Genomic DNA, 19,250 nt, shown 5'->3' on the forward strand with positions numbered 1-19,250 from the left:
CGGCCTTCCGGTGCGGTGCGGTCGCGGGTGTCGTACCCAACCGGCGCCTCGACCCGTGCCGTGGCCCCTAGGATGGCGCCCGGGCATCAAGACGCGGCGCCCGACGGCGGCACCGCCCGGGGACGGCCCGTGGTGGCCGGATCGGGAGGACCAGGGTGCTATCCCTCACCTACTTCAGCACGTCGACGACACCGCTCGACGAGGACGACCTGCACGAGCTGCTGGCGAGGTCGCGGGACCGCAACACCGACCTCGGCCTGACCGGTCTGCTGCTCTACGCCGACGGCAGCTTCGTGCAGACGCTCGAGGGCCCCGACGAGGCCGTCGAGGCGACCTTCGAGCGGATCTCGCGCGACCGCCGGCACCGCTCGGTCTCCATCGCGTTGCGCGAGCACGTCGACGAGCGCTTCTTCCCCGACTGGTCGATGGGCTTCCGCGAGCTCACTCCCCAGGAGAGGGGCGACGTGCCCGGCTTCAGCGACTACCTCGACGGCCACGGCGAGCCGCGTCGCGAGGGCGGCAGCCGGGCCGAGGCCTTCCACCGGGCCTTCCGCGCGTTCGCGCCCTGACCGTCGCCCGCGGACGGACGGCCGTCACGCAGCGGGCAGTCGCAGCGGCGTGACCGCCGACCGGGCGAGCTCGCCGATCGCGGCGTCGACCCGCGGCTGGTGCCGCTCGGGACGCACGGCACGGGTGAGCACGGTGACCGCGACGGGGTGCTCGTGCGGGAACTGCACGACGGACACCTCGTGGCGCAGTCGACCGAGGGACCCCGTCTTGCCGAGGACCAGCACGTCGTCGTGGGGGAAGCCCGACCCGATCCGGTGCCGCCATGCCTGGTGGGCCATCGCGTCACGGACGAGGTCGTGGGCGGGCCCGGTCCGCGCCCAGAGCAGCTGCACGACGCGCGTCAGCTCGGCCGCCGAGGCGGCGCTGGCGTATGCCGGGTCGTACTGGGAGGTGCCCACCGCACGATCCGGGTCGGCGAGGGCCTGCTGCGACCCGGCCCAGCTCGACGCGCCGGTCTCGCGCATCACCGCGCGGGTCTCCTCCGCGGACCCCTGACGGACGGACGCGGCCGGGAGCCCGAGCCGCTCGAGGTCGCGGTGCACGCGGTCGACCCCGAGCAGGGCGAGGACGGCGTCACCGGCCGCGTTGTCGGAGACGGCCAGCATGAGGCGCACGACGTCGCGCTGGCTCATCGTCACGTCGTCGAGGAGCATGGCGGTCCCCGTCGGGCCGGGAACGCGGTCGAGCGCGTGAAGGCGCACCGGGCTCGTCGGGTCGAGGTCTCCGCGCTCGACGCGGTCCGCCCAGACCAGGGCGAGGGGCAGCTTGTAGACCGAGGCGATCGCCACGGTCTCGTGCTCGGCCAGACCGACGTCTCCGGGCGGGCCGGTGAGCCGCGCGGCGTGCACACAGGCGATCACGCCGGCATCTCGGGCGATCCCGGCCAGCGCGTCGGCGTGGTCGGTTCGTCTGCTGGTCACGGTGTCAGCGCCTGCCCGAGCTCGTCGGCGACGACTGCGTGCTCGATCTCCGGGCGCCGGTGGGCGTCGTGCGGCATGACGATCCGCAGGCGCAGGGGCGGAAGTCCCTGTCCGCCAGAGGTTCCCGCCTGGACCGGAGTCAGTCGCGTCGTGACGCCCGCCGCGGTGAGGGCGCGGCGCTGGCCACCGTCGGCGGCCTCCACGACCCGGCCGTCGTGCCCCGCCCGGCGCAGCGCGTCGACGAGCTGGTCGTGGGCCGGTGGCTGGTGGTGTCGTGGGGGCACCGCCACCGGGAGGTCACCGAACGTCGTCGCAGGGTGCTGAACCCGGGACTCGAGCCGGGTGGGCAGGACGAGCACGGGACCTGCGGTGAGTCCGTCGATCACCCCGGGATGGCGCACGACGGCGAGGTCCAGCAGTCCGTCGCGGAGCAGGTCGACGAGCTCCACGCTGCCCGCGACGGTGGGCGCCACCGCGTGCCCCCGAGCCGCCAGCGCCCCCACGACGTCGTCGATCCGCTCGTCCAGATCGCCGGCCACCCCGAGACGCACCTGGATCGGCACCACGAGATCGGTGGCCAGGTCGAGGAAGTCCGCCTCGAGGCGGAGCAGCTCGCGGGCTGCGGGCAGGAGGAGCTGCCCCGCTGCCGTGATGCGCACTCCCCGCGGGTCCCGGTCGAAGAGGCGGACCCCGAGGCGCTCCTCGAGCCGTCGGATCCCTTGGGACAGCGGCGGCTGGGTCATGCCGAGCTCACGCGCCGCGTCCCCGAAGTGCCGGGTGTCGGCGACCGCGGTGAAGAAGCGGAGGTGACGGGTCAGGTCCATGGTGTGCCTCACCATATCGAAGCCCTATCGAGAGGGGTTCCTCAGAGTCTTTGACACTCGCGGTCGCCACGGCGACGCTCGTGGCCATGGACCAGCACGAGATGACCTCGACCACTCCGACGGGCCCTCGCCCACGCCGCCGGGCGGTGCTGACCGGCGCCGGTGGGGTGGCCCTCACCGGCGCCGTCGGTGCCGCGGTACCGGCCGGCACGGCTGCCGCCGCCCCGGTCTCAGCCGGCCGTCCGAGGCACCACGGCTTCGCCCGGTTCGAGTGGCTCGGCACCGCGGGCTGGCGCGTCACCACGCCCACGACCACGGTCCTCGTCGACCCGTACCTCAGCCGCTTCGAGACCGGGCTGGGTGCCGGCCGGCTGGACCCCGAGACCCGTCTCCTCGTCGACACGACGGCGGTCGACGCCGCGCTCGGCGTCCCGGGGCGTCCGGGGGCGGCGGTCGACGCCGTCCTCGTGACGCACACCCACTGGGACCACTTCGCCGACGTCCCGCACATCGCCGCCACCCGGGGCGCGATGGTCTACACGACCCTCACCGGCTACCACCTCGGGCAGTCGATGGGGCTGCCGTCCCGCCGGCTCGCCGTCGTCAAGGGCAGCGAGGAGCTCGTGGTCGGCGACCTGGTCGTGCGCGTCGTCAGCGCGCGGCACAGTCGCAGCGAGAGCGGTGGCCTGCTCTTCCCCGGGGTCAGGACGCAGCTGCCCCCTCCGCCGGAGACGATCACGGACCTGCCCGAGGGCGACACCCTGGGCTTCGTGCTCCGGCGCCCCGGCAGGCGCGGCGGCGTGCTGCTGCTCGGCGCCAGCGACTACGACGACCACGAGCTGCGCGGCCTGGACGTCGACACGGTGGCGCTGCCGGTGCCGAGCAACGACGTGACCGCCGACTACGTCGGCCGCCTGCTCCGGGCGCTGGACCGGCCCCGGACCGTGGTGCTCGTGCACTGGGACGAGTTCGAGAGCCCCCTGCACAACCCGCCTGCCACCGACGACCGCACCCGCACCCGGATGCGGGAGATCACCGCGCAGATCAGGCGCGTCTCACCCCGGAGCCGGGTGGTGCAGCCGGCCTACCTCACGCCGTTGAGCCTGCTCTGACGCGCGTGGCGGCCGGCGCGCCGCGCGTCGGCTCGGTCCTGCGATGTGCTGGTGGACGTGAAGGGACTCGAACCCCTGACCTCTCGCGTGTGAAGCGAGCGCTCTAACCAGCTGAGCTACACGTCCGGGCACCCCTGCACCGACGTGTCGGGGTGACGCTGGGAAACAATAGCCGGTCGTGGCACGCGGGTGGAAATCGCCCCTCCGACAGCCCCGCCCGCAGCCCGACCCGAGCCCGACCCGAGCCTCCGCCCGGGTCGCTCAGTCGATGCCGGGCACCTGGTCGAGCAGGCGCTCGGCCCACTCCGGCACGAACTGCGGGATGCCCATCCACGCGAGGTAGCCCCAGACGACGACCCACACGACGAGCAGGGTGCCGAGGGCGACGACGCCCCGCACCCAGAGCGCCTGGTCCATGATCCAGTCGTTCCAGCGGCTCACGTGCCGCTTCGCGAAGTCGAGCCAGCGCTGGGCGAACTCGAACTCGCTGGCGAGGATGAGCAGCCCGAAGAAGACGACGAGCCAGCCCGGGCCGGGCGCGGGCACCATGACGAGGCCGGCCACGGTGACGACGCCGCCGACGACGCCGACGGCGATGCGCCACACGAGGTGGGTGGCGCGGTTCTGGCGGAGGCGCGCGCGCCAGGCCCAGCGGTCCTCGTCGGCGTCGAGGGTCTGGTTGCGGTCGGAGTAGTCGACCTCGTCACCGGGTGTCACGGGTCGGCGTCCCGCTCGGCGTTGCGGCGGAAGATGCGGAGCAGCTCGTCGGTCACGGGGTGCTCCGGCGGCAGGGTGCGCCCGTCGACCGCGTGGATCGGCAGCACGTCCTTCGTCGAGCTCGTGATGAAGACCTCGTCGGCCGTCCCGAGCACCTCGAGCGGCAGCGGCTCCTCGCGCAGCTCGATACCGGCTGCCCGGCCCCACTCGAGCACGAGCTCGCGCGTGATGCCCGGGAGCAGGCCCGAGTCGGTGGGCGGCGTCAGCACCACGCCGTCGACGACGACGAAGACGTTGCTCCCCGTGCACTCGCACAGCTCGCCGCGGGTGTTCGCGAAGACGGCCTCGACGGCGCCCGACTCCTTGGCCCGGGCCAGGGCCACGACGTTCTCCGCGTACGACGTCGTCTTGAGCCCGGCGACCGCCGAGCGCTCGTTGCGCGTCCACGGCACCACCGCGAGGGCGCCGGAGACCGGCGGCCGCGGCTGCGGGGCGGCGAGCACGATCGTGGTGAGGTCCGCGTCGTCCCGGTCGGAGCCGAGCGGGCCGACGCCGCCCGTCACGCTGTAGCGGAGCCGACCGAACTCGAGGGGCTCCCCGTCGAGCACCGCCGCGATGCCCTTCTCGATGAGGGCGAGGTCGGGCGACGGCAGCCCGAGGCCGGCGGCGGACCGCTCGAGCCGGCGGTGGTGGCGGGTCAGGGCGAACGGCTGACCGTCGACGACCTTGGCCGTCTCGAAGACGCCGTCGCCGACCGTGACCGCGTGGTCGAGGGCCGAGACGGAGGGGCCGGTCGGGTCGACGACCTCACCGTCGACCCAGACGCGCGTGGTGGTGCTCATGGTCCCTTCCTTGGTGGGCGCGGCAGGCGCCCGCTGGGCGCCCGACGGGTGGTTCTCATGGTGTCACAGTGCCGGCGGCGAGGCCGATGAGCCGGGCGGCCTTGAGCTCGGTCTCGGCCCACTCCCCTGCCGGGTCGGACTGCCACGTGATGCCGGCGCCGGTGCCGAAGCGCAGCCAGCGGCGGCCGGCCGAGTCGCGCTCGGCCCAGAAGGTGCGGATGCCCACGGCGAGCTCGGCCTCCTCCGCGTCCGCGTCGACCCAGCCGACGGCGCCGCAGTAGGGCCCGCGCGCCGCTGTCTCGAGGTCGGCGATCGCGGTCAGGGCGCTCGACTTGGGCGCGCCCGAGACCGACCCCGGCGGGAACGTCGCGGCGAAGACGTCGCGCCACCCCGTCCCCGCGCCGAGCCGTCCGCTCACCGTCGACACGAGGTGAACGAGACCCGGGTGCTCCTCGACCTCGCACAGGGCCTCGACCGTGACGGTGCCCGGCTCGCAGACGAGCGAGAGGTCGTTGCGCATGAGGTCGACGATCATGACGTTCTCGGCGTAGTCCTTCGGCAGCATCGCGTCTGGGGTGTGTGCGGTGCCCTTGATCGGCCGCGTCACGAGCCGCCGACCGCGGCGGGAGAGAAAGAGCTCCGGCGACGCGCCCACCACGTCGAGGCCCGCCGACTCGCAGCGGATGCGCGCGGCGTGGGGAGCCGGGTTGCCCTGCCGCAGAAGGGAGTCCAGCCCGTCCAGGTCGGCGTCTGCAGACACCTCGTGGCTCAGCACCCGGCAGACGTTCACCTGGTAGACGGTGCCCGCCGCGATGCGCTCGCGCACCTCCTCCACCGCGCCGACGTATGCCGTCCGGTCCAGCGACGAGTGCCACGCGCGGTCCAGCGGCCGCCACGGGACGCCACCCGACCCGAGGACGGTCGACCCGGCATCCGGGCGCGGTGTCACGTCACCGAAGCGCACCGCCGTCACGGCGCCCTCGAACGTCGCGACGACGGCCCAGAAGCCCTCGGTCGAGATCGCCTCGAGGGCCTCGTCGCCGTGCCGCACGTCGAGCACCCGCCGGGCGACCCGGTCGGCGAAGCGGGCGTGGTCCACCCGCAGATCGTAGGGCCTAGCCGGCGAGGGCCTTCTCGATGTCGGCGGTGAGGTCGGCGGGGGCCTTCGTCGGCGCGTAGCGGCCGAGGACGGTGCCGTCGCGCGCGACGAGGAACTTCGTGAAGTTCCACTTGATCTTCTTGCCGAGCAGGCCGCCCTTCTCGGACTTGAGCCAGGTGTAGAGCGGGTGCTCCTCGGGGCCGTTGACGTCGACCTTCGAGAACATCGGGAAGGTGACGCCGTAGTTCTTCTGGCAGAAGGCGCCGATCTCCTCGTCGCTGCCCGGGTCCTGGCCGCCGAACTGGTTGCACGGGAAGCCGAGCACCGTCAGGCCCTGGGCGCGGTAGGACTCGTAGATCTCCTCGAGGCCACCGAGCTGCGGCGTGTAGCCGCACTGGCTGGCCGTGTTGACGACGAGGACGACGTCACCGGCGTACTCCTCCAGCGACACCTCCTTGCCGTCGATCGAGGTGGCCTTGAAGTCGTGCAGGACGGTCACGGGGTCTCCTTGCGTGGGGTGGGACAGGTGGTTCGGAGGGCGGGGCCCGCCGGATGGGTCGTGCGGTCGGGGGCGGGTCAGGCGCTCTCGGGCTCGGGCGGCACGTCGCGACCGTCGCGCTCGTCGCGGTCGGCCCACTCGAGCAGGGTGGTGAAGTCGAACACGGCGTCGTCCATGCCGGCGTGCAGGTCGCCGAGGCGGGCGTAGCGCTCGGGCATCGTGGCGATCGTGAAGTCCTGCGGCTCGGCGTCGGCCACCTCGTCCCAGGCGAGCGGCGCGGACACGGTGCCGCGCGGGTTGCCGCGCACGCTGTAGGCCGCCGCGATGGTGTGGTCGCGGGCGTTCTGGTTGTAGTCGACGAAGAGGTCCTTCGGCGAGCGGTCCTTGCGCCACCACGTCGTCGTCACCTCGTCGGGCAGCCGGCGCTCCACCTCGCGGGCGAAGGCGAGCGCCCCACGCCGCACGTCGGTGAAGCCCCACTCGGGGGCGATCCGGACGTAGACGTGCAGGCCCGAGCCGCCGGAGGTCTTGGGCCAGCCGACGGCCCCGAGCTCGTCGAGGATCTCGTGCGTCGTCGCGGCGGCCCGGCGCACCGTCGCGAAGTCGCACTCGGGCATCGGGTCGAGGTCGATCCGCCACTCGTCCGGTCGCTCGGTGTCGGCGCGCCGGCTGTTCCACGGGTGGAACTCGACGGTGGACATCTGCACGGCCCAGATGACGTCGGCGAGCCGCGTCACGCAGAGCTCGTCCGCGTGCAGGCCGTAGCGCGGGAAGTGCAGGCGCACCGTATCGACCCACGGCGGGGCGCCGGCCGGCAGGCGCTTCTGGTGCACCTTGGGCCCGTCGACGCCCTTGGGGAAGCGGTGCAGCATGCACGGCCGCTCGCGGAGCGCGTTCACGATGCCCGGCCCGACCGAGAGGTAGTAGTCGACGAGGTCGCGCTTGGTCTCGCCCCGCTCGGAGAAGTAGACGCGGTCGGGGCTCGAGAGCCGGACCGTGTGGTCGCCGACCTCGATCTCGACGGCGGGTGCCTTGCTCGACGGGGCCATGGCCCCAGCCTACGGACCCCCGCACGGCGAAGGGCCCGTCGACACGTCGACGGGCCCTTCGTGCGGAGCGGACGACCGGGCTCGAACCGGCGACCTCAACCTTGGCAAGGTTGCGCTCTACCAACTGAGCTACGTCCGCCTGCCCCGGACCGTTGATCCGGGTGCGAGGTAGACCATAGCGGACGGTGTGGCCCAGCGCGAAAACGGGGTCCGTGCCGGTGAAACCTGCACTGCGAGTGCCGGTTCGGCTACTTCTCGACGGCCATCTCGCCGAGCTCGGACCACTCGGTGCCCTCGATGGTCGTGTTGACGATCTTCGGGGTGGCAGACAGGTAGGCGGGCAGGCCGGAGGTGGCCTCGCGGAAGTGCTCGCTATGCACGTGCGCGCCGCCGGCGGCGTCGTCGCGGAACGCCTCGACGAGGACGTACTCCGTCGGGTCGTCGAGGCTGCGCGACCAGTCGAACCAGAGGCAGCCCTCCTCGGCACGGGTCGCCTCGGTGAACGAGCGCGAGATCTCGGGCCAGGCGTCGGCGTGCTCGGGCTTCACGGGGAACTTGGCGGTGATGAAGATCAAGGGGATCACTCCTGCGTCGCGGGGTCGGGTGGTCGTTCGGTGCGGGTTCGGTGCGGTGGTCGTCGGCTGGGGTCGAGGCCGGCGCCCGGTGGTCGGCGTACCCGTTCGGGGCGCGCCGACCACCGGGCCGGTCCGGTCAGGCCGCCGCGGGGGTGACGGGTCCGGACGGTTCGACGGGGCCTCCGGTCTCGGCGAGCGGCCTGCCGTCGACGGCCTTCTGGATGCGCTCCCCCAGCAGCCCGGACGCCCAGCCGAGGCACGCCCCGACGACGAGCGCGAGCACCGTCGGCCAGAAGGCGAACGAGGTGCCGAAGAAGACCGCGGTGCCCGCGAAGGCCCCGGGGATGAAGGACAGCAGGGACACCGCCGCCTGCACGCAGAGGACGAAGGCGAGCACCGTCACGATGATCGCCAGCGAGCCGGGAAACCCGACGCGCGCGGCGACGAGGCTGGCCAGCCAGCCCCACACGACGCCGCTGAGGTTCGCGGCGAGCCCCTTGCGCAAGCCCGTGGCCCCGCCGCCGGCGGCGAAGAAGCACGCCCAGGCGATGAAGGCGACCCACGTGACGAGGCCGAGCTGCACGCTGACCTGCGTCCAGAGGCCGGCGAGGACGCCGACGGAGATGCCGACTCCCAGGTAGTTCTTCATGGCCGTTCCTCTCAGGGGACCAGGATCGCCCGGCCGCGGACGTCGCCCGCGTTCAGGTCGTCGATGGCGGACTGGAAGTCGTCGAGCGCGTACGTCTGCGTGTGCAGCGTCACGGCGCCCCGTGCGGCGAGGGCCATCAGGTCGCACAGGTCGTTGTACGAGCCGACGAGGTTGCCGATGACGTTGATCTCGGTGGAGACGATGTCGATGGTCGGCACGTCGATGTTCTCGCCGTAGCCCACGACGTGGTAGTCGCCGGCCCGGCGCAGCATCGCCACGCCCTCCTTCGTGGCCCCGCCCTCGCCGACGAAGTCGACGACGACCTCGGCGCCGTGACCGCCGGTCAGGTCGAGCACCTGCTCGACCTGGCTGCCGTCGGCGACGATGCCGTGGTCGGCGCCGATCGCGACGGCGAGCTTGACGGCGTCGGGGTTGCGGTCGACCACGACGATCTCTGCCGGCGAGAGCGCCCTGAGCACCTGGATGCCGATGTGCCCGAGGCCTCCCGCGCCGATGACGGCCACCCGGTCGCGCGGCGTGAGGCGGCGGGCCGCCTTGGCGGCCGCGTGGTACGCCGTGAGGCCGGCGTCCGCCAGCGCGGCGACGTCCTTCGGCTCCAGCGAGTCGTCGATGCGCACGACGCTCCGGGCCGACGTGCGCAGGTACTCCGCGTAGCCGCCGTTCGTGTCGATGCCCGGGAACTGGTTGCTCTCGCAGTGCACGTCGTCGCCCGACCGGCACGCGCGGCACAGGCCGCACGTGATGAGCGGGTGGACGATGACCTTGTCGCCCTCCTTGACGTTCGTCACCGCGCTGCCGACGGCGTGCACCCAGCCTGCGTTCTCGTGGCCGATCGTGTAGGGCAGGGTGACCTGGCTCTTCTCGGCCCACTGGCCCTCGAGGATGTGCAGGTCGGTGCGGCAGACCCCGGCTCCCCCGATCCGGACGACGACGTCGAAGGGACCGGTCGCCTCGGGGACCGGCACCTGGGCCATCTCGAGGTTCTCGTGGTAGCCGACGACCTGGACGGCTCGCATGGTGCTCATGACAGGTGCTCCTTCAACTGGCTCAGCGGGAAGAACGTGGAGCTCGACGCCCCTCGGGCGTCAGCGGGCTCGGCCCCGTCGAGCCGTGCCGTCTGGTCGTCACCGGACCCGGGGTAGCGGGTCCGCAGCAGGCCCCGGCAGAAGTGGGCGTTGCCGTCGATCGAGATGCGCGTCGAGCGCGCCCGCCGCAGCGCGAGCGGCACGTCGGCGGGGGCGAACCTCGAGCCGTCGTGGGAGACGAGGACGAATGCCGTTGGCGCGTCGGGCAGCCCGATCTCGGCGCGCCGGCGGCGCAGGGCGCGCGCCTGCTCGTCGTCGGGCAGGTCGCCCAGGGTGACCTCGCCCAGCTGCTCGACCTCCCGGCTCGGGTCGGAGCGGAGCAGCGCCGTCAGGCAACGCTCCATCGCGGCCGTGTGGGCCTTCCGGCGGAAGGTCTCGCGCAGCTCGTCGAGGTCGTCCTCCGCCTCGTGCCGGAAGGTGCCGCGGTAGCCCGCGTCGGCGGCCAGCCCGGCGTTGATGAGGTCGCTGTCGTGGTGGTCGTCGAGCTCGACGACGACGTGCCCCGTCCACGGCAGCGCGGTCAGCACGTCCTTGGTGTCCGAGGCCATGAGGTAGGCGAAGTTCGGCGAGCAGAACGACGTCGGCAGGCGCAGGTGAGCGGTCACGGTGTCACCGTGCACCTCGAGCGAGCGCACGAAGCCGAGGTCGGTGATCGGCTCGTCGAGCTCGGGGTCGAGCACGACCGACAGGGCTGCGTATGCCGACTGCCGCCTCGCGGTGTCGGGCGGGGTCGAGAGCGGGGCGAGGGCCACGGTCAGACCCCGGCGAGAGCGTCGGAACCCTGCGTGTCGGCGGCCCGCTCGGCCGTGTCGTCGGCGCCACGCGGGCCGGTGGCCGGCTCGTCGGCGTCGGGGAGCCGCAGCTCGGCGGGCACGTCGAGGCCGTAGAGCTTCGCGGCGTTGAGGCCGAGGATCTTCTTCTTCTGCGCCGTGGTCAGGGGGGCGTACTCGGTCATGTCCTCGGGGATCTGGAAGTCGACGAACTTCTCGACGAGCCAGCGCGGCGTCCAGATGGCGTAGTCGCTCGCGAAGTGGATGCGGTCCTCGCCTATCCAGTAGAGGAGCTCGCCGAGGATCTGGGCGAAGTAGCGGGGACGCGTGTGGATGAAGGGCATCGCGACGGCGAGGCCGCCGTGGACGTTCGGCTCCTGCGTCGCGATCCAGCAGAAGTCCTCCAGGCGCGGCAGGCCCACGTGCTCGACGATGAAGGTGAGGTCGGTGAAGTCGCTCGCCACGTGGTCGACGTCCGCGACGTCGAAGGCGTCGCGGTCGAGGGGCCGGATCGTCGGGCCCTTGTGGACGTGGATCTTCGTCACGCCGAGCTCGCGGCAGGCCTCGAAGTAGCGATAGGCCCACGGGTCGTCGAGCTTCCAGCCCCGGCTCTCACCGTGCCACTCGGCCGTGTAGAGCTTGACGCCGGTGAAGCCGAGCCGCTCGACGTCGGCACGCAGCTGGTCGAGGCCCTGCTCGCCGTTGCGCGGGTCGAAGTGGTGGTTGTACGTGAGGCGTGCGGGGTCGGCCTTCGCCAGCTGCGAGGCCTCCTCGGTCTGCCCGAAACCGTTCACGTAGAACTCGCCGAGGTGGGCCGGCTGGAAGATCGCGTGGTCGACGTAGCCGTCGTCGAAGAGGTCCTTCCTCAGTCGGGCGCCGCCCTGGTAGAGGTAGTCCTCGTAGCTCCACACCTCGGACTCGGGGCTGAGGTTGCGGTGGTAGTCGTAGAAGCAGTCGATGAACTGCTTGCCGTGGATGTTCCGCTGGTTCTCGGGCCGGGCGTCCCACAACGCGACGTGCGCGTCGACGATGAAGTAGCTCTCGCCGTCCTTCGTGTACATCTGGTCTCCTCCGGTGTGATCGTCGTTGATCCGTCTCCGACGATAGGAAGGCGCGGTGCGCCGGTCACCGGGGTCGCTGTCTCAATTTGAGACGCCGTCCGCTCCGCGCACCTCGTGCTGCGGGGTACCGTCGGAACGTCGGAGGGGGGCCCGCGGGCCCGGGCTCGAGGAGGCGGCGATGGAGCCGGTGCAGGACGGCGGACTGCCGCAGCGTCTCGGTCTGGGCGACCCGCACCCGGCCCTCTCGGTGCCGCAGCGGGTGCTGCGCTCCTGGCAGCGCAGCGAGGACTACGGCGTCTCCCTCGACGCGGTCGAGCCGGTCTTCACCGGCACGGGGCACGAGGACTCGCTCTTCCACCAGTGCGGACGCGAGGTGCTGACGGGGCTGCACCAGACCCTGGCCGACGAGCCGATCAGCCTGATGCTCACCGACGCCGACGGCCTCGTGCTCAACCGGCTGAGCGGTGACACGTCGCTGCTGCGCGCGCTCGACGCGGTGCACCTCGCCCCGGGCTTCGCGTTCTCCGAGCGCGAGGCGGGCACCAACGGCCTCGGCCTCGCCCTCGCCGACCGGATGCCGACGCTCGTGCACGCCGAGGAGCACTACAGCCTGAGCCTGCGCACGTACACGTGCGCCGCGGTGCCGGTGCTCGACCCGGCGACGGGTCGGCTCGAGGGCGCCGTCAACATCACGACGTGGTCCCGCTCGAAGGGCGACCTGCTGCTCGCCCTCGCCCAGTCCGCCGCGGGGACCACCGCCGCCCTGATGCTCGCGCGCTCGCGCGGCCAGGTCTCGAGGGCCGCCCCGCGCGGCCAGGTCTTCCGCGTCGAGACGGCCCGGCTCGAGCCCGGCTCGGGCACGCTCGCGGAGCTCTCCACGGCCTGGACCGACGCGGTCGACCTCGCGGCCGCGGCCCTGCGCGACGGACGTGTCGTGGCCGCCCTCGGCGAGCACGGCTCGGGCCGGGCGACCCTGCTCGCGCAGGCGATGCGCCGGGCCCGCCCCCGCGACCGCATCCTCAGCGCCAGTGCCCCCGTGCCCCAGGACGTCGAGGTCTGGCTGTCGCTCTGGGCACCGGAGATCGGCAAGCCGCACACCGGGGTGCTCGTCTGCGACGTCGACGAGCTGCCCACGTGGGCCGCCGGCTCGCTCCGCGACCTGGTGTCCACACGGGCCGGCGTGGGCGACCCCGTCGGCAGGGACGTGCCGTCGACCGCGACCTCCTCCACGTCCCCGACGTGGGCGCTGACGGCCGAGAGCCTCGGCGCACTGCCCGCCGGGCTCGCGGCCCTCGTCGACACCGTCGTCGAGGTGCCACCCCTGCGCGACCGCGCCGACGACGTGCTGCCGCTCGCCCGGCACGTGGCCGGTCGAGCACGAGGCCGCAGCGTCCCCTTCACGGCGGCGGCCGAGCGGGCCCTGACATCGTGCGGATGGCCGGGGAACGTGGACCAGCTCGTCCGCGTCGTGCGCCAGGCGGCCGGCCGGGCCGACGTCGTCGACACGATGCACCTGCCCTCGGAGGTGCTGAGCGGGTCGGGACGCCGACTCACCCGGATCGAGGCCTTCGAGCGCGAGGAGATCGTGCGCTGCCTCACCCGCCCGGGCGTGACGATGCGCGAGGCCGCGACCGAGCTGGGCATGAGCCGCGCGACGATCTACCGCAAGCTCGCGCAGTACGACCTGCACCTGCTCAAGGACTGAGGGCCGTCGTCCCCACGGCTCCCGGGACGGCCCGGGACGGCCCGCGACGCACCCGCGACCCGCCCCTGACCACCGGCGACCACCGACGTGCGTTTTCGGGCGAAACCACGCATCGACACCCGCGCGTCGTGCTCGGGAAGGGTGCTCGGCTGTGTCACCGTTGCCTCAGATCGACGAGGAGAACGACATGGGTGGCGCACGCGTCCTGACCGTGGTGGCGGCTACGGCCCTGAGCCTGGGCGGCTGCTCGCTGCTGCCTCCCGCGCCGGTGGTCGTCACCGTCGACGCACCCGCGCCCGTCGTCACCGGCGCGGCGGCACCCACGCCGTCGGCGCGCACCACGTCGGGCTCCTCGGACGACGCATCGGGTCGGGACCCGGGCCCCGGGGTCGAGAAGCCGTACGTCTCCGGCTCGCGCGCGTGGACCGAGGTCGCCGAGCGCACGGGCCCGGCGCTCGTCCGCATCGACGTGGCCGGCTGCGACACCCGGGTCGTCGGCAGCGGCTTCTTCGTGGCCGACGACCTCGTCGTCACCGCCGGTCACGTCGCCACGGGCGCGTCGGCCCTCTCCGTCCAGTACGCCGGTGGCGTCGTCTCGGCGCTCGTCGTCGGCATCGACCGCACCTCCGACGTCGCCGTGCTGCGCACCGCGGCACCCGTCGCGCCGGCCACGGTGCGTCTCGCCGCGAGCGGGGCCCCGTCGACGACGGCGGTGGGCCTGCTCGGCTTCCCGCTCGGCAGCTTCGACCTGCGGGCGACGGAGGCGACCGCGGGCCGCGGCGTCGCCGTCGACTACGGGTCGATCAAGGCCACCGAGGCGTTCGGCACCGACGCGCGCGTGAACGACGCCGTCACGGGCGGCCCGGTCGTCGACGCCGCTGGAGCGGTCGTCGGGCTCGTCACGGGTCCGGCCCTGTGGGTGTCGGGGCTCGACACCTCCGCCGACGGCCGGAACGCCAAGCTCGAGGCGCTCGGCCAGCGCCCGCGCACGAAGCGCCCCGCGGCCACGGCCGACCCGGCGTGGCTGCGCAGCCCGGCCGTCGTCGTCCCGGCGGCATCGATCGCCGCGGACGTGGCCCGGTGGCGCGACGCGCCCAGCCGCGACCTGCTCGAGTGCTACGGCGACGTCGCTCCCCCGCTCGGCGACTCGCAGGCGCCGACGGTCGAGGTGCGCAGCGGGCACTCGTACGCCCGCGACGTCGCGGCCGCGATCTCCCTGCAGGGCCAGGCGCTCAACACCGGCGGGCACGAGGTGGCGTTCGCCGTCTTCACCCCCGACCGGCAGGACCGGCTCGGCGGTCTCGAGAAGTGGCGCGACGAGCAGGCGGGGCGCCACTGGGACCACGTCACCGTGCGCCGGATCGTCGGCTCGGGCGACGTCGTCGACGCCTCGGTCGAGCTGCGCACCCGTCTCGACCCCGCGCACCGCGTCGAGGGTCGCTCGTGCGTCGAGCAGGAGCAACAGGTGCAGCTGCGGCGTTCGGGAGGCGGCTGGCTGGTCCACCGCGTCACCGACGCGGCGCCGCCACGCCCCTGCTGACGGGCCTCCCCGCAGCACGACTCCGGGTGCCCGGTCCTCAGCCCCCGAGGGGCGGGAGCAGCAGCGACCGGGCCGTGATCGCCACAGCGCCCAGACCGGCCGCGACGGCGGTGGCGCGTTCCTTGCGCCACGATGCGCGCGCCACGCCGGCGAGGCCCCAGGCGATGGCGCCGCGGTACGTCCGTGGCGGCCGCGCGTCGGGGAACGCGGTGCAGGCGAGGGTGGCCACGCCCGAGACCACCGCGACCGCCGCCACCCGGGCCCCCGGTGGCGGCCCGACGCCCGAGGCGATGGCCACCTCGGTCGTGGCGACCACGGAGGCCAGGGTGAGCCACCCGGCGAGCAGCCCGGACGGTGCGGCGACCAACCACCGGTCCTGGGAGTCGCCTGCGAGGGCGGCCGCCCGTTGGTGGGCGACGAGGCCGGCCGCGAGAGTCGCACCGATCGCGGGCAGCTGGCGCAGCGGCGGGTCCTGCAGCCACACCCAGGTGCCGGAGAGCGCGACGCACGACGCGAGCGGCAGGCCGACCCGTCGGTGGATCTCGCGATCGGCCTGCGACGGACGCGCCTGGTGCACGGCGTAGCCCAGGCACCCCGCATAGATCGGCGCCCAGATGGCGAAGGCCCCGTCGGCCGGCACGAGCGGGTTCGGGGTGGTCGTCGACGAGCCGTAGTCGCCGGACGCACCCGCCGCGATGCCGCCGAGGACGAGGCCGATGACGCCGGCCTGCCGTGCCCGGTCGCGACGCCCGGTCCTCCTGCCCGCCCGCAGCTCCATGAGCCGACGATACGACGGTCTGTCCAACGTTGGGTTTGGCAGGCCGGCAGACCGGGCACGGTCCCCGACATGAGCACACCCACGCGACGAACCGGCCGCCGACCGCACCCCGACGTCCTCCACGGAGCTGCGGTCCTCGTGACCGGCGCGTCGAGCGGCATCGGCCTCGCCGCAGCGCACGAGCTCGCCCGGATCGGCGCCCGGCTCGCGCTCGTGGCCCGCGACCGCGACGCGCTCGAGCGGGCGGCCGACGAGTGCCGGCGTCTCGGCGCGGCCGACGTGGTCGTGCTGCCCACCGACCTGCGCGACGACGACGCCGTGGCGACGGCGGTCGCGGCGGTCGTGGACGCATACGGCCGCCTCGACGGGGTGGCCAACTGCGCGGGCGTCGTCGCGTACGGACGGCTCGAGGAGCTCGGGGCTCCCCTCTTCGACGCCGTCGTGCACACCAACCTGCTCGGCTCGGCGAACGTGCTGCGCCACACGCTGCCCCTGCTGCGTGCCCAGGGCCGCGGCTCGGTCGTGCTCGTCGGGTCGATGATCGGGCACATCGCCGTGCCCACGATGAGTGCCTACACCGTGAGCAAGTGGGGCGTGCGCGCACTCGCCCGGCAGGCGCTCGTCGAGAACCGCGACGTGCGCGGCGTGCACGTCTCCTACGTCTCGCTCCCCGGCGTCGACACCCCGATCTACCGGCAGGCGGCGTATGCCGGCGGTCCCGCCGGGCAGCCGCCACCGGTCGTGTGGTCGGCCGAGAAGGCCGGCGGGCTCGTCGTCGACGTGCTGCGCCGCCCACGACCGGTCACGCACGGGGGTGGGATCGACGGGCTCACGCGGGCAGGTTTCACGATGCTGCCGCGTGTCTTCGACGCTCTCGTCGGTCCCCTCTTCGGCAGGCTGGCCTCGGACCGGTCGGTCCCGATGCCGGCCGGGCCGGGCAACGTCAGGCAGAGCGTGCCGGCGGGCAACAGGCTGAGGGGCGGGCACGGTTCGGGGATCGGTGCGGCCCTCGGGGCCCTGCTGCCGTCACGAGGAGCGTGACCCGGGGGACGCGCGGCGCCGTCGCTCAGCCCGACCCCGACCCGACCTCCTGCATCGCCACGGGCAGGTCGAGGGCGTGCGCCCCGCGGCGCGCCTTGGTGCGCAGGTAGGCCGCGTTCGTCCGGGAGAGGTGCACCCCGGTGGGCACCCGCGAGGTGACCGTGACGCCGAGCGCGCGCAGCTGCCTCACCTTGTCGGGGTTGTTGCTGAGCAGGGCGATTCGCGTCACGCCCAGGGCACCGAGCATCTGGGCGGCCACGGTGTAGTCGCGCTCGTCGGCGCGGAAGCCGAGCGCGACGTTCGCGTCGTAGGTGTCGAGACCGCTGTCCTGCAGCACGTAGGCGTCGAGCTTGGGATACAGCCCGATCCCCCGGCCCTCCTGCCGCAGGTAGAGCAGGTAGCCGCCGGTGGCCGACAGGCGCTCCACCGACTCGCGCAGCTGGGCGCCGCAGTCGCAGCGTCCGCTGCCGAAGACGTCGCCCGTCAGGCACTCGCTGTGGAGGCGGACGACGGTCGGCGCGAGGTCCGGCGGGTGCGCCCGCGCACCCGCCGAGGATGTCTCCGCCCGGTCGCCGAGGCCGATCGCGACGTGCTCGCGCCCGTCGACGAGGCCGTCGAAGCTGACGATGCGGGCCGTGGCGGAGAAGCCGTCCGCGAAGCCGATCGGCACGAGCACGTGAGAGCGGACCGTCGCCGGGCCGGTCTCCCGGGACGTGGGCTCGGCGGTCACGGCCCCTCCCGGAACCGCGGCGACAGGGCATACCGGAGCAGCACGACGTCGCCGATCTGGCGCACCTCGGCGAGCGTCGCGCGGCGCCCGGAGTTCCAGGGATAGCGGCCGTCGCCGACGAACCGGCAGGCGGCGGAGTCGCCGACGAAGAGGGGTGCGACGACGAGCTGGAGCTCGTCGACGAGGTCGTCGACGAGCAGCTGCGTGTGCAGGGTGCCGCCGCCCTCGACCATGAGCCGTCGCGTCCCGCGCTCCCCGAGGTCGTCGCACACGCGCCGCATCGTCGGCGGGTGACCGGCGTCCACCACGGTCGCGACCGCGCCCAGCCGGGAGCGCGCCCGGCCCACCACGTCGCTGGGGCAGTAGACCACCTTGTCGGTGCCGTCCGGCGCGAAGAAGGCTGCGGCGCAGTCAAGCTCGGCGTTCCTCGTCACGGTGACCTTGACGGGCGAGGGTGGGAGGCCGCGTGCCACCCGGTCGGCCCGCCGCGCGGGCGACCGCACGAGCAGGTGGGGGTCGTCCGCACGGATGGTGCTGGCACCGACGAGGATGGCGTCGCTCGCGGCGCGCTCCCCGTCGACCCGGTCGAAGTCCGCCTCGTTGGACAGCAGCAGCCGTTGCTCGGTGCCGGCACTCAGGTAGCCGTCGATCGACATGCCGCAGCTGAGGAGGGTGTAGGGCCGGTCAGCCACGGGCTGCTCCTTCGTGGGCTGCCGCGGCGCGTCGGGCGCGCGGCCACCGGGCCGGCCCCACGAGCAGCACGACGCCGGGCAGCACCGCGACGAGCGTCATGACCCCGTGGACCACGGCCGTCGTGACGCCGGCGCCGGCGCCCAGCCCAGCCACGCCGAACGACCAGGCCGCCACGCCCTCGCGCGGCCCCCAGCCGGCGACGTTGAGCGGCAGTCCCATCGCGACGAGGGCGACGAGCGCGAGCGGTACGAGGCGGCCGGTGGGTGCCGTGACGCCCGCGGTGCGGGCGGCGAGGAGAAAGGTGCCCACGTGGCCGGCCACGACCAGGCACGAGGCGAGGAGCACTCGCGCCGACGTGTGCCGGTCGTGCAGCCCTGTGCGCACGTCGTCGAGCGCGCCCTGCAGGACTCGGCCCACCCGCGTCGGCTCGCCCCGGCGGGTGCCGGCGACACGCAGCGAGAACGTGAGGAGCAGCCCGCCCGCCGCCACGGTGAGCAGCGCGATGCCGACCGCGGACGGTGCCAGCAGGGCCCGAGAGGGATCGAACAGGAGGACGCCGGTCGCGACGACGACGAGCACGACCTGTCCCGCGGTGCGTTCCCACAGGACGCTCCGCAGGCCACGACCGACGTCGTCGGCGCCCCTTCCGTGCCGCACGCCACGGTTCACGTCGCCGAGCACCCCGCCCGGCAGGGTGACGTTGAGCAGTTGCGACCGGTAGCACTCCGCGACGGCTTCGCCGAGGCCCAGCCGGGTGCCGAGCGCCCGCGCCACGAGCACCCAGCGCCAGGCACCGAGCACCGTCGTCAGGGCCACGATCGCAGCCGCGAGGACGAGCGGGGCGAGGTGGAGGCGTTCCAGGGCGGTGAGGAAGGCGTCGCCGCCGACGCGCCACACCAGCACGGCCAGGATGACGATCCCGCCGAGCGGGCGCAGCCACGCGGATGCCCGTCCCACCGACCCGACCTCC

At 73.7% G+C, this 19,250-nt stretch carries 21 protein-coding genes and 2 tRNA genes; 5 read left to right on the top strand and 18 right to left on the bottom strand.

From position 1 onward, the window contains the following. The first annotated feature begins 155 nt into the window (after positions 1-155). Positions 156-569: a BLUF domain-containing protein gene (locus tag ABT295_RS02135; RefSeq protein ID WP_352392772.1), complete on the top strand. Its 414-nt coding sequence runs from the start codon at positions 156-158 to the stop codon at positions 567-569. A 24-nt stretch (positions 570-593) separates the two neighbouring features. Here the strand turns inward: ABT295_RS02135 and ABT295_RS02140 are convergent, their stop codons facing one another. Then, positions 594-1,490, bottom strand: coding sequence for a serine hydrolase (locus tag ABT295_RS02140; protein ID WP_352392773.1), 897 nt, complete (start codon positions 1,488-1,490; stop codon positions 594-596). After that, on the bottom strand, positions 1,487-2,314 hold the full coding sequence (locus ABT295_RS02145) for a LysR family transcriptional regulator (protein ID WP_352392774.1): 828 nt from the start codon (positions 2,312-2,314) through the stop codon (positions 1,487-1,489). Before ABT295_RS02145 ends, ABT295_RS02140 begins: the two co-directional genes overlap by 4 nt. Before the next feature lie 86 nt (positions 2,315-2,400). Between ABT295_RS02145 and ABT295_RS02150 the strand changes: the two genes are divergently transcribed. Continuing rightward, entirely contained in the window at positions 2,401-3,426 is a 1,026-nt protein-coding gene (locus tag ABT295_RS02150) for an MBL fold metallo-hydrolase (RefSeq protein WP_352392775.1), read from the top strand. A gap of 49 nt (positions 3,427-3,475) precedes the next feature. Here ABT295_RS02150 and ABT295_RS02155 read toward each other — a convergent pair. The 12 genes from ABT295_RS02155 to ABT295_RS02210 all read right to left on the bottom strand — a co-directional run bounded on the left by ABT295_RS02155 (position 3,476) and on the right by ABT295_RS02210 (position 11,793). Next, positions 3,476-3,552, bottom strand: a tRNA-Val gene (locus tag ABT295_RS02155). A 135-nt stretch (positions 3,553-3,687) separates the two neighbouring features. Then, positions 3,688-4,143 carry a TIGR02611 family protein gene (locus ABT295_RS02160; RefSeq protein ID WP_352392776.1) on the bottom strand — a complete coding sequence of 152 codons (456 nt, stop codon included), beginning with the start codon at positions 4,141-4,143 and terminating at the stop codon, positions 3,688-3,690. Further along, positions 4,140-4,985 carry an aminotransferase class IV gene (locus tag ABT295_RS02165; protein ID WP_352392777.1) on the bottom strand — a complete coding sequence of 282 codons (846 nt, stop codon included), beginning with the start codon at positions 4,983-4,985 and terminating at the stop codon, positions 4,140-4,142. The genes ABT295_RS02160 and ABT295_RS02165 overlap by 4 nt, the downstream gene beginning before the upstream one ends. Positions 4,986-5,040: 55 nt before the next feature. Beyond that, a complete protein-coding gene (locus tag ABT295_RS02170; RefSeq protein ID WP_352392778.1) occupies positions 5,041-6,084 on the bottom strand; it encodes a chorismate-binding protein in 1,044 nt (347 codons plus the stop codon). Positions 6,085-6,100: 16 nt separating this feature from the next. Beyond that, complete coding sequence (locus ABT295_RS02175; RefSeq protein ID WP_345507667.1) at positions 6,101-6,583, bottom strand: glutathione peroxidase; 483 nt, start codon at positions 6,581-6,583, stop codon at positions 6,101-6,103. Between the two features lie 77 nt (positions 6,584-6,660). Then, positions 6,661-7,632, bottom strand: a complete 972-nt coding sequence (gene ligD, locus ABT295_RS02180; RefSeq protein ID WP_352392779.1) for a non-homologous end-joining DNA ligase — start codon at positions 7,630-7,632, stop codon at positions 6,661-6,663. A 66-nt stretch (positions 7,633-7,698) separates the two neighbouring features. After that, positions 7,699-7,771 (bottom strand) — tRNA-Gly (locus ABT295_RS02185). Positions 7,772-7,880: 109 nt separating this feature from the next. Next, positions 7,881-8,207 (bottom strand): putative quinol monooxygenase, encoded by a 327-nt coding sequence (locus ABT295_RS02190; RefSeq protein WP_352392780.1) that lies wholly within the window; start codon positions 8,205-8,207, stop codon positions 7,881-7,883. A 136-nt stretch (positions 8,208-8,343) separates the two neighbouring features. Next, entirely contained in the window at positions 8,344-8,856 is a 513-nt protein-coding gene (locus ABT295_RS02195; RefSeq protein WP_352392781.1) for a DUF1097 domain-containing protein, read from the bottom strand. Between the two features lie 11 nt (positions 8,857-8,867). Continuing rightward, a complete protein-coding gene (locus ABT295_RS02200) occupies positions 8,868-9,902 on the bottom strand; it encodes an NAD(P)-dependent alcohol dehydrogenase (RefSeq protein WP_352392782.1) in 1,035 nt (344 codons plus the stop codon). Then, positions 9,899-10,714, bottom strand: coding sequence for an iron-sulfur cluster assembly protein (locus ABT295_RS02205; RefSeq protein ID WP_352392783.1), 816 nt, complete (start codon positions 10,712-10,714; stop codon positions 9,899-9,901). The genes ABT295_RS02200 and ABT295_RS02205 overlap by 4 nt, the downstream gene beginning before the upstream one ends. Positions 10,715-10,716: 2 nt before the next feature. Continuing rightward, positions 10,717-11,793, bottom strand: a complete 1,077-nt coding sequence (locus ABT295_RS02210) for an amidohydrolase family protein (RefSeq protein WP_352392784.1) — start codon at positions 11,791-11,793, stop codon at positions 10,717-10,719. A 178-nt stretch (positions 11,794-11,971) separates the two neighbouring features. On the opposite strand from ABT295_RS02210, the gene ABT295_RS02215 reads away from it, so the two are divergent. Together ABT295_RS02215 and ABT295_RS02220 are read left to right on the top strand one after the other, a co-directional pair. Then, positions 11,972-13,498 carry an AAA-type ATPase lid domain-containing protein gene (locus tag ABT295_RS02215; protein ID WP_352392785.1) on the top strand — a complete coding sequence of 509 codons (1,527 nt, stop codon included), beginning with the start codon at positions 11,972-11,974 and terminating at the stop codon, positions 13,496-13,498. 187 nt (positions 13,499-13,685) lie between these two features. After that, positions 13,686-15,038 (top strand): trypsin-like peptidase domain-containing protein, encoded by a 1,353-nt coding sequence (locus ABT295_RS02220; RefSeq protein WP_352392786.1) that lies wholly within the window; start codon positions 13,686-13,688, stop codon positions 15,036-15,038. 37 nt (positions 15,039-15,075) lie between these two features. Here ABT295_RS02220 and ABT295_RS02225 read toward each other — a convergent pair whose 3' ends face one another. Continuing rightward, on the bottom strand, positions 15,076-15,816 hold the full coding sequence (locus ABT295_RS02225; protein ID WP_352392787.1) for a TspO-related membrane protein: 741 nt from the start codon (positions 15,814-15,816) through the stop codon (positions 15,076-15,078). A 69-nt stretch (positions 15,817-15,885) separates the two neighbouring features. Between ABT295_RS02225 and ABT295_RS02230 the strand changes: the two genes are divergently transcribed. Continuing rightward, on the top strand, positions 15,886-16,857 hold the full coding sequence (locus ABT295_RS02230) for an SDR family NAD(P)-dependent oxidoreductase (protein ID WP_352392788.1): 972 nt from the start codon (positions 15,886-15,888) through the stop codon (positions 16,855-16,857). Positions 16,858-16,882: 25 nt separating this feature from the next. Here ABT295_RS02230 and ABT295_RS02235 read toward each other — a convergent pair whose 3' ends face one another. Genes ABT295_RS02235 through ABT295_RS02245 form a run of 3 tightly spaced genes read right to left on the bottom strand, consistent with a single transcriptional unit; the run spans position 16,883 to position 19,237 of the window. Further along, a complete protein-coding gene (locus tag ABT295_RS02235; RefSeq protein ID WP_352392789.1) occupies positions 16,883-17,587 on the bottom strand; it encodes a GTP cyclohydrolase II in 705 nt (234 codons plus the stop codon). Beyond that, positions 17,584-18,279, bottom strand: a complete 696-nt coding sequence (locus ABT295_RS02240; RefSeq protein WP_352392790.1) for a RibD family protein — start codon at positions 18,277-18,279, stop codon at positions 17,584-17,586. The genes ABT295_RS02235 and ABT295_RS02240 overlap by 4 nt, the downstream gene beginning before the upstream one ends. After that, positions 18,272-19,237: a lysylphosphatidylglycerol synthase transmembrane domain-containing protein gene (locus ABT295_RS02245; RefSeq protein WP_352392791.1), complete on the bottom strand. Its 966-nt coding sequence runs from the start codon at positions 19,235-19,237 to the stop codon at positions 18,272-18,274. Before ABT295_RS02245 ends, ABT295_RS02240 begins: the two co-directional genes overlap by 8 nt. Positions 19,238-19,250: the final 13 nt, after the last annotated feature.

The organism is Terrabacter sp. NPDC000476, from assembly GCF_040300125.1.
Lineage (GTDB): Bacteria > Actinomycetota > Actinomycetes > Actinomycetales > Dermatophilaceae > Terrabacter.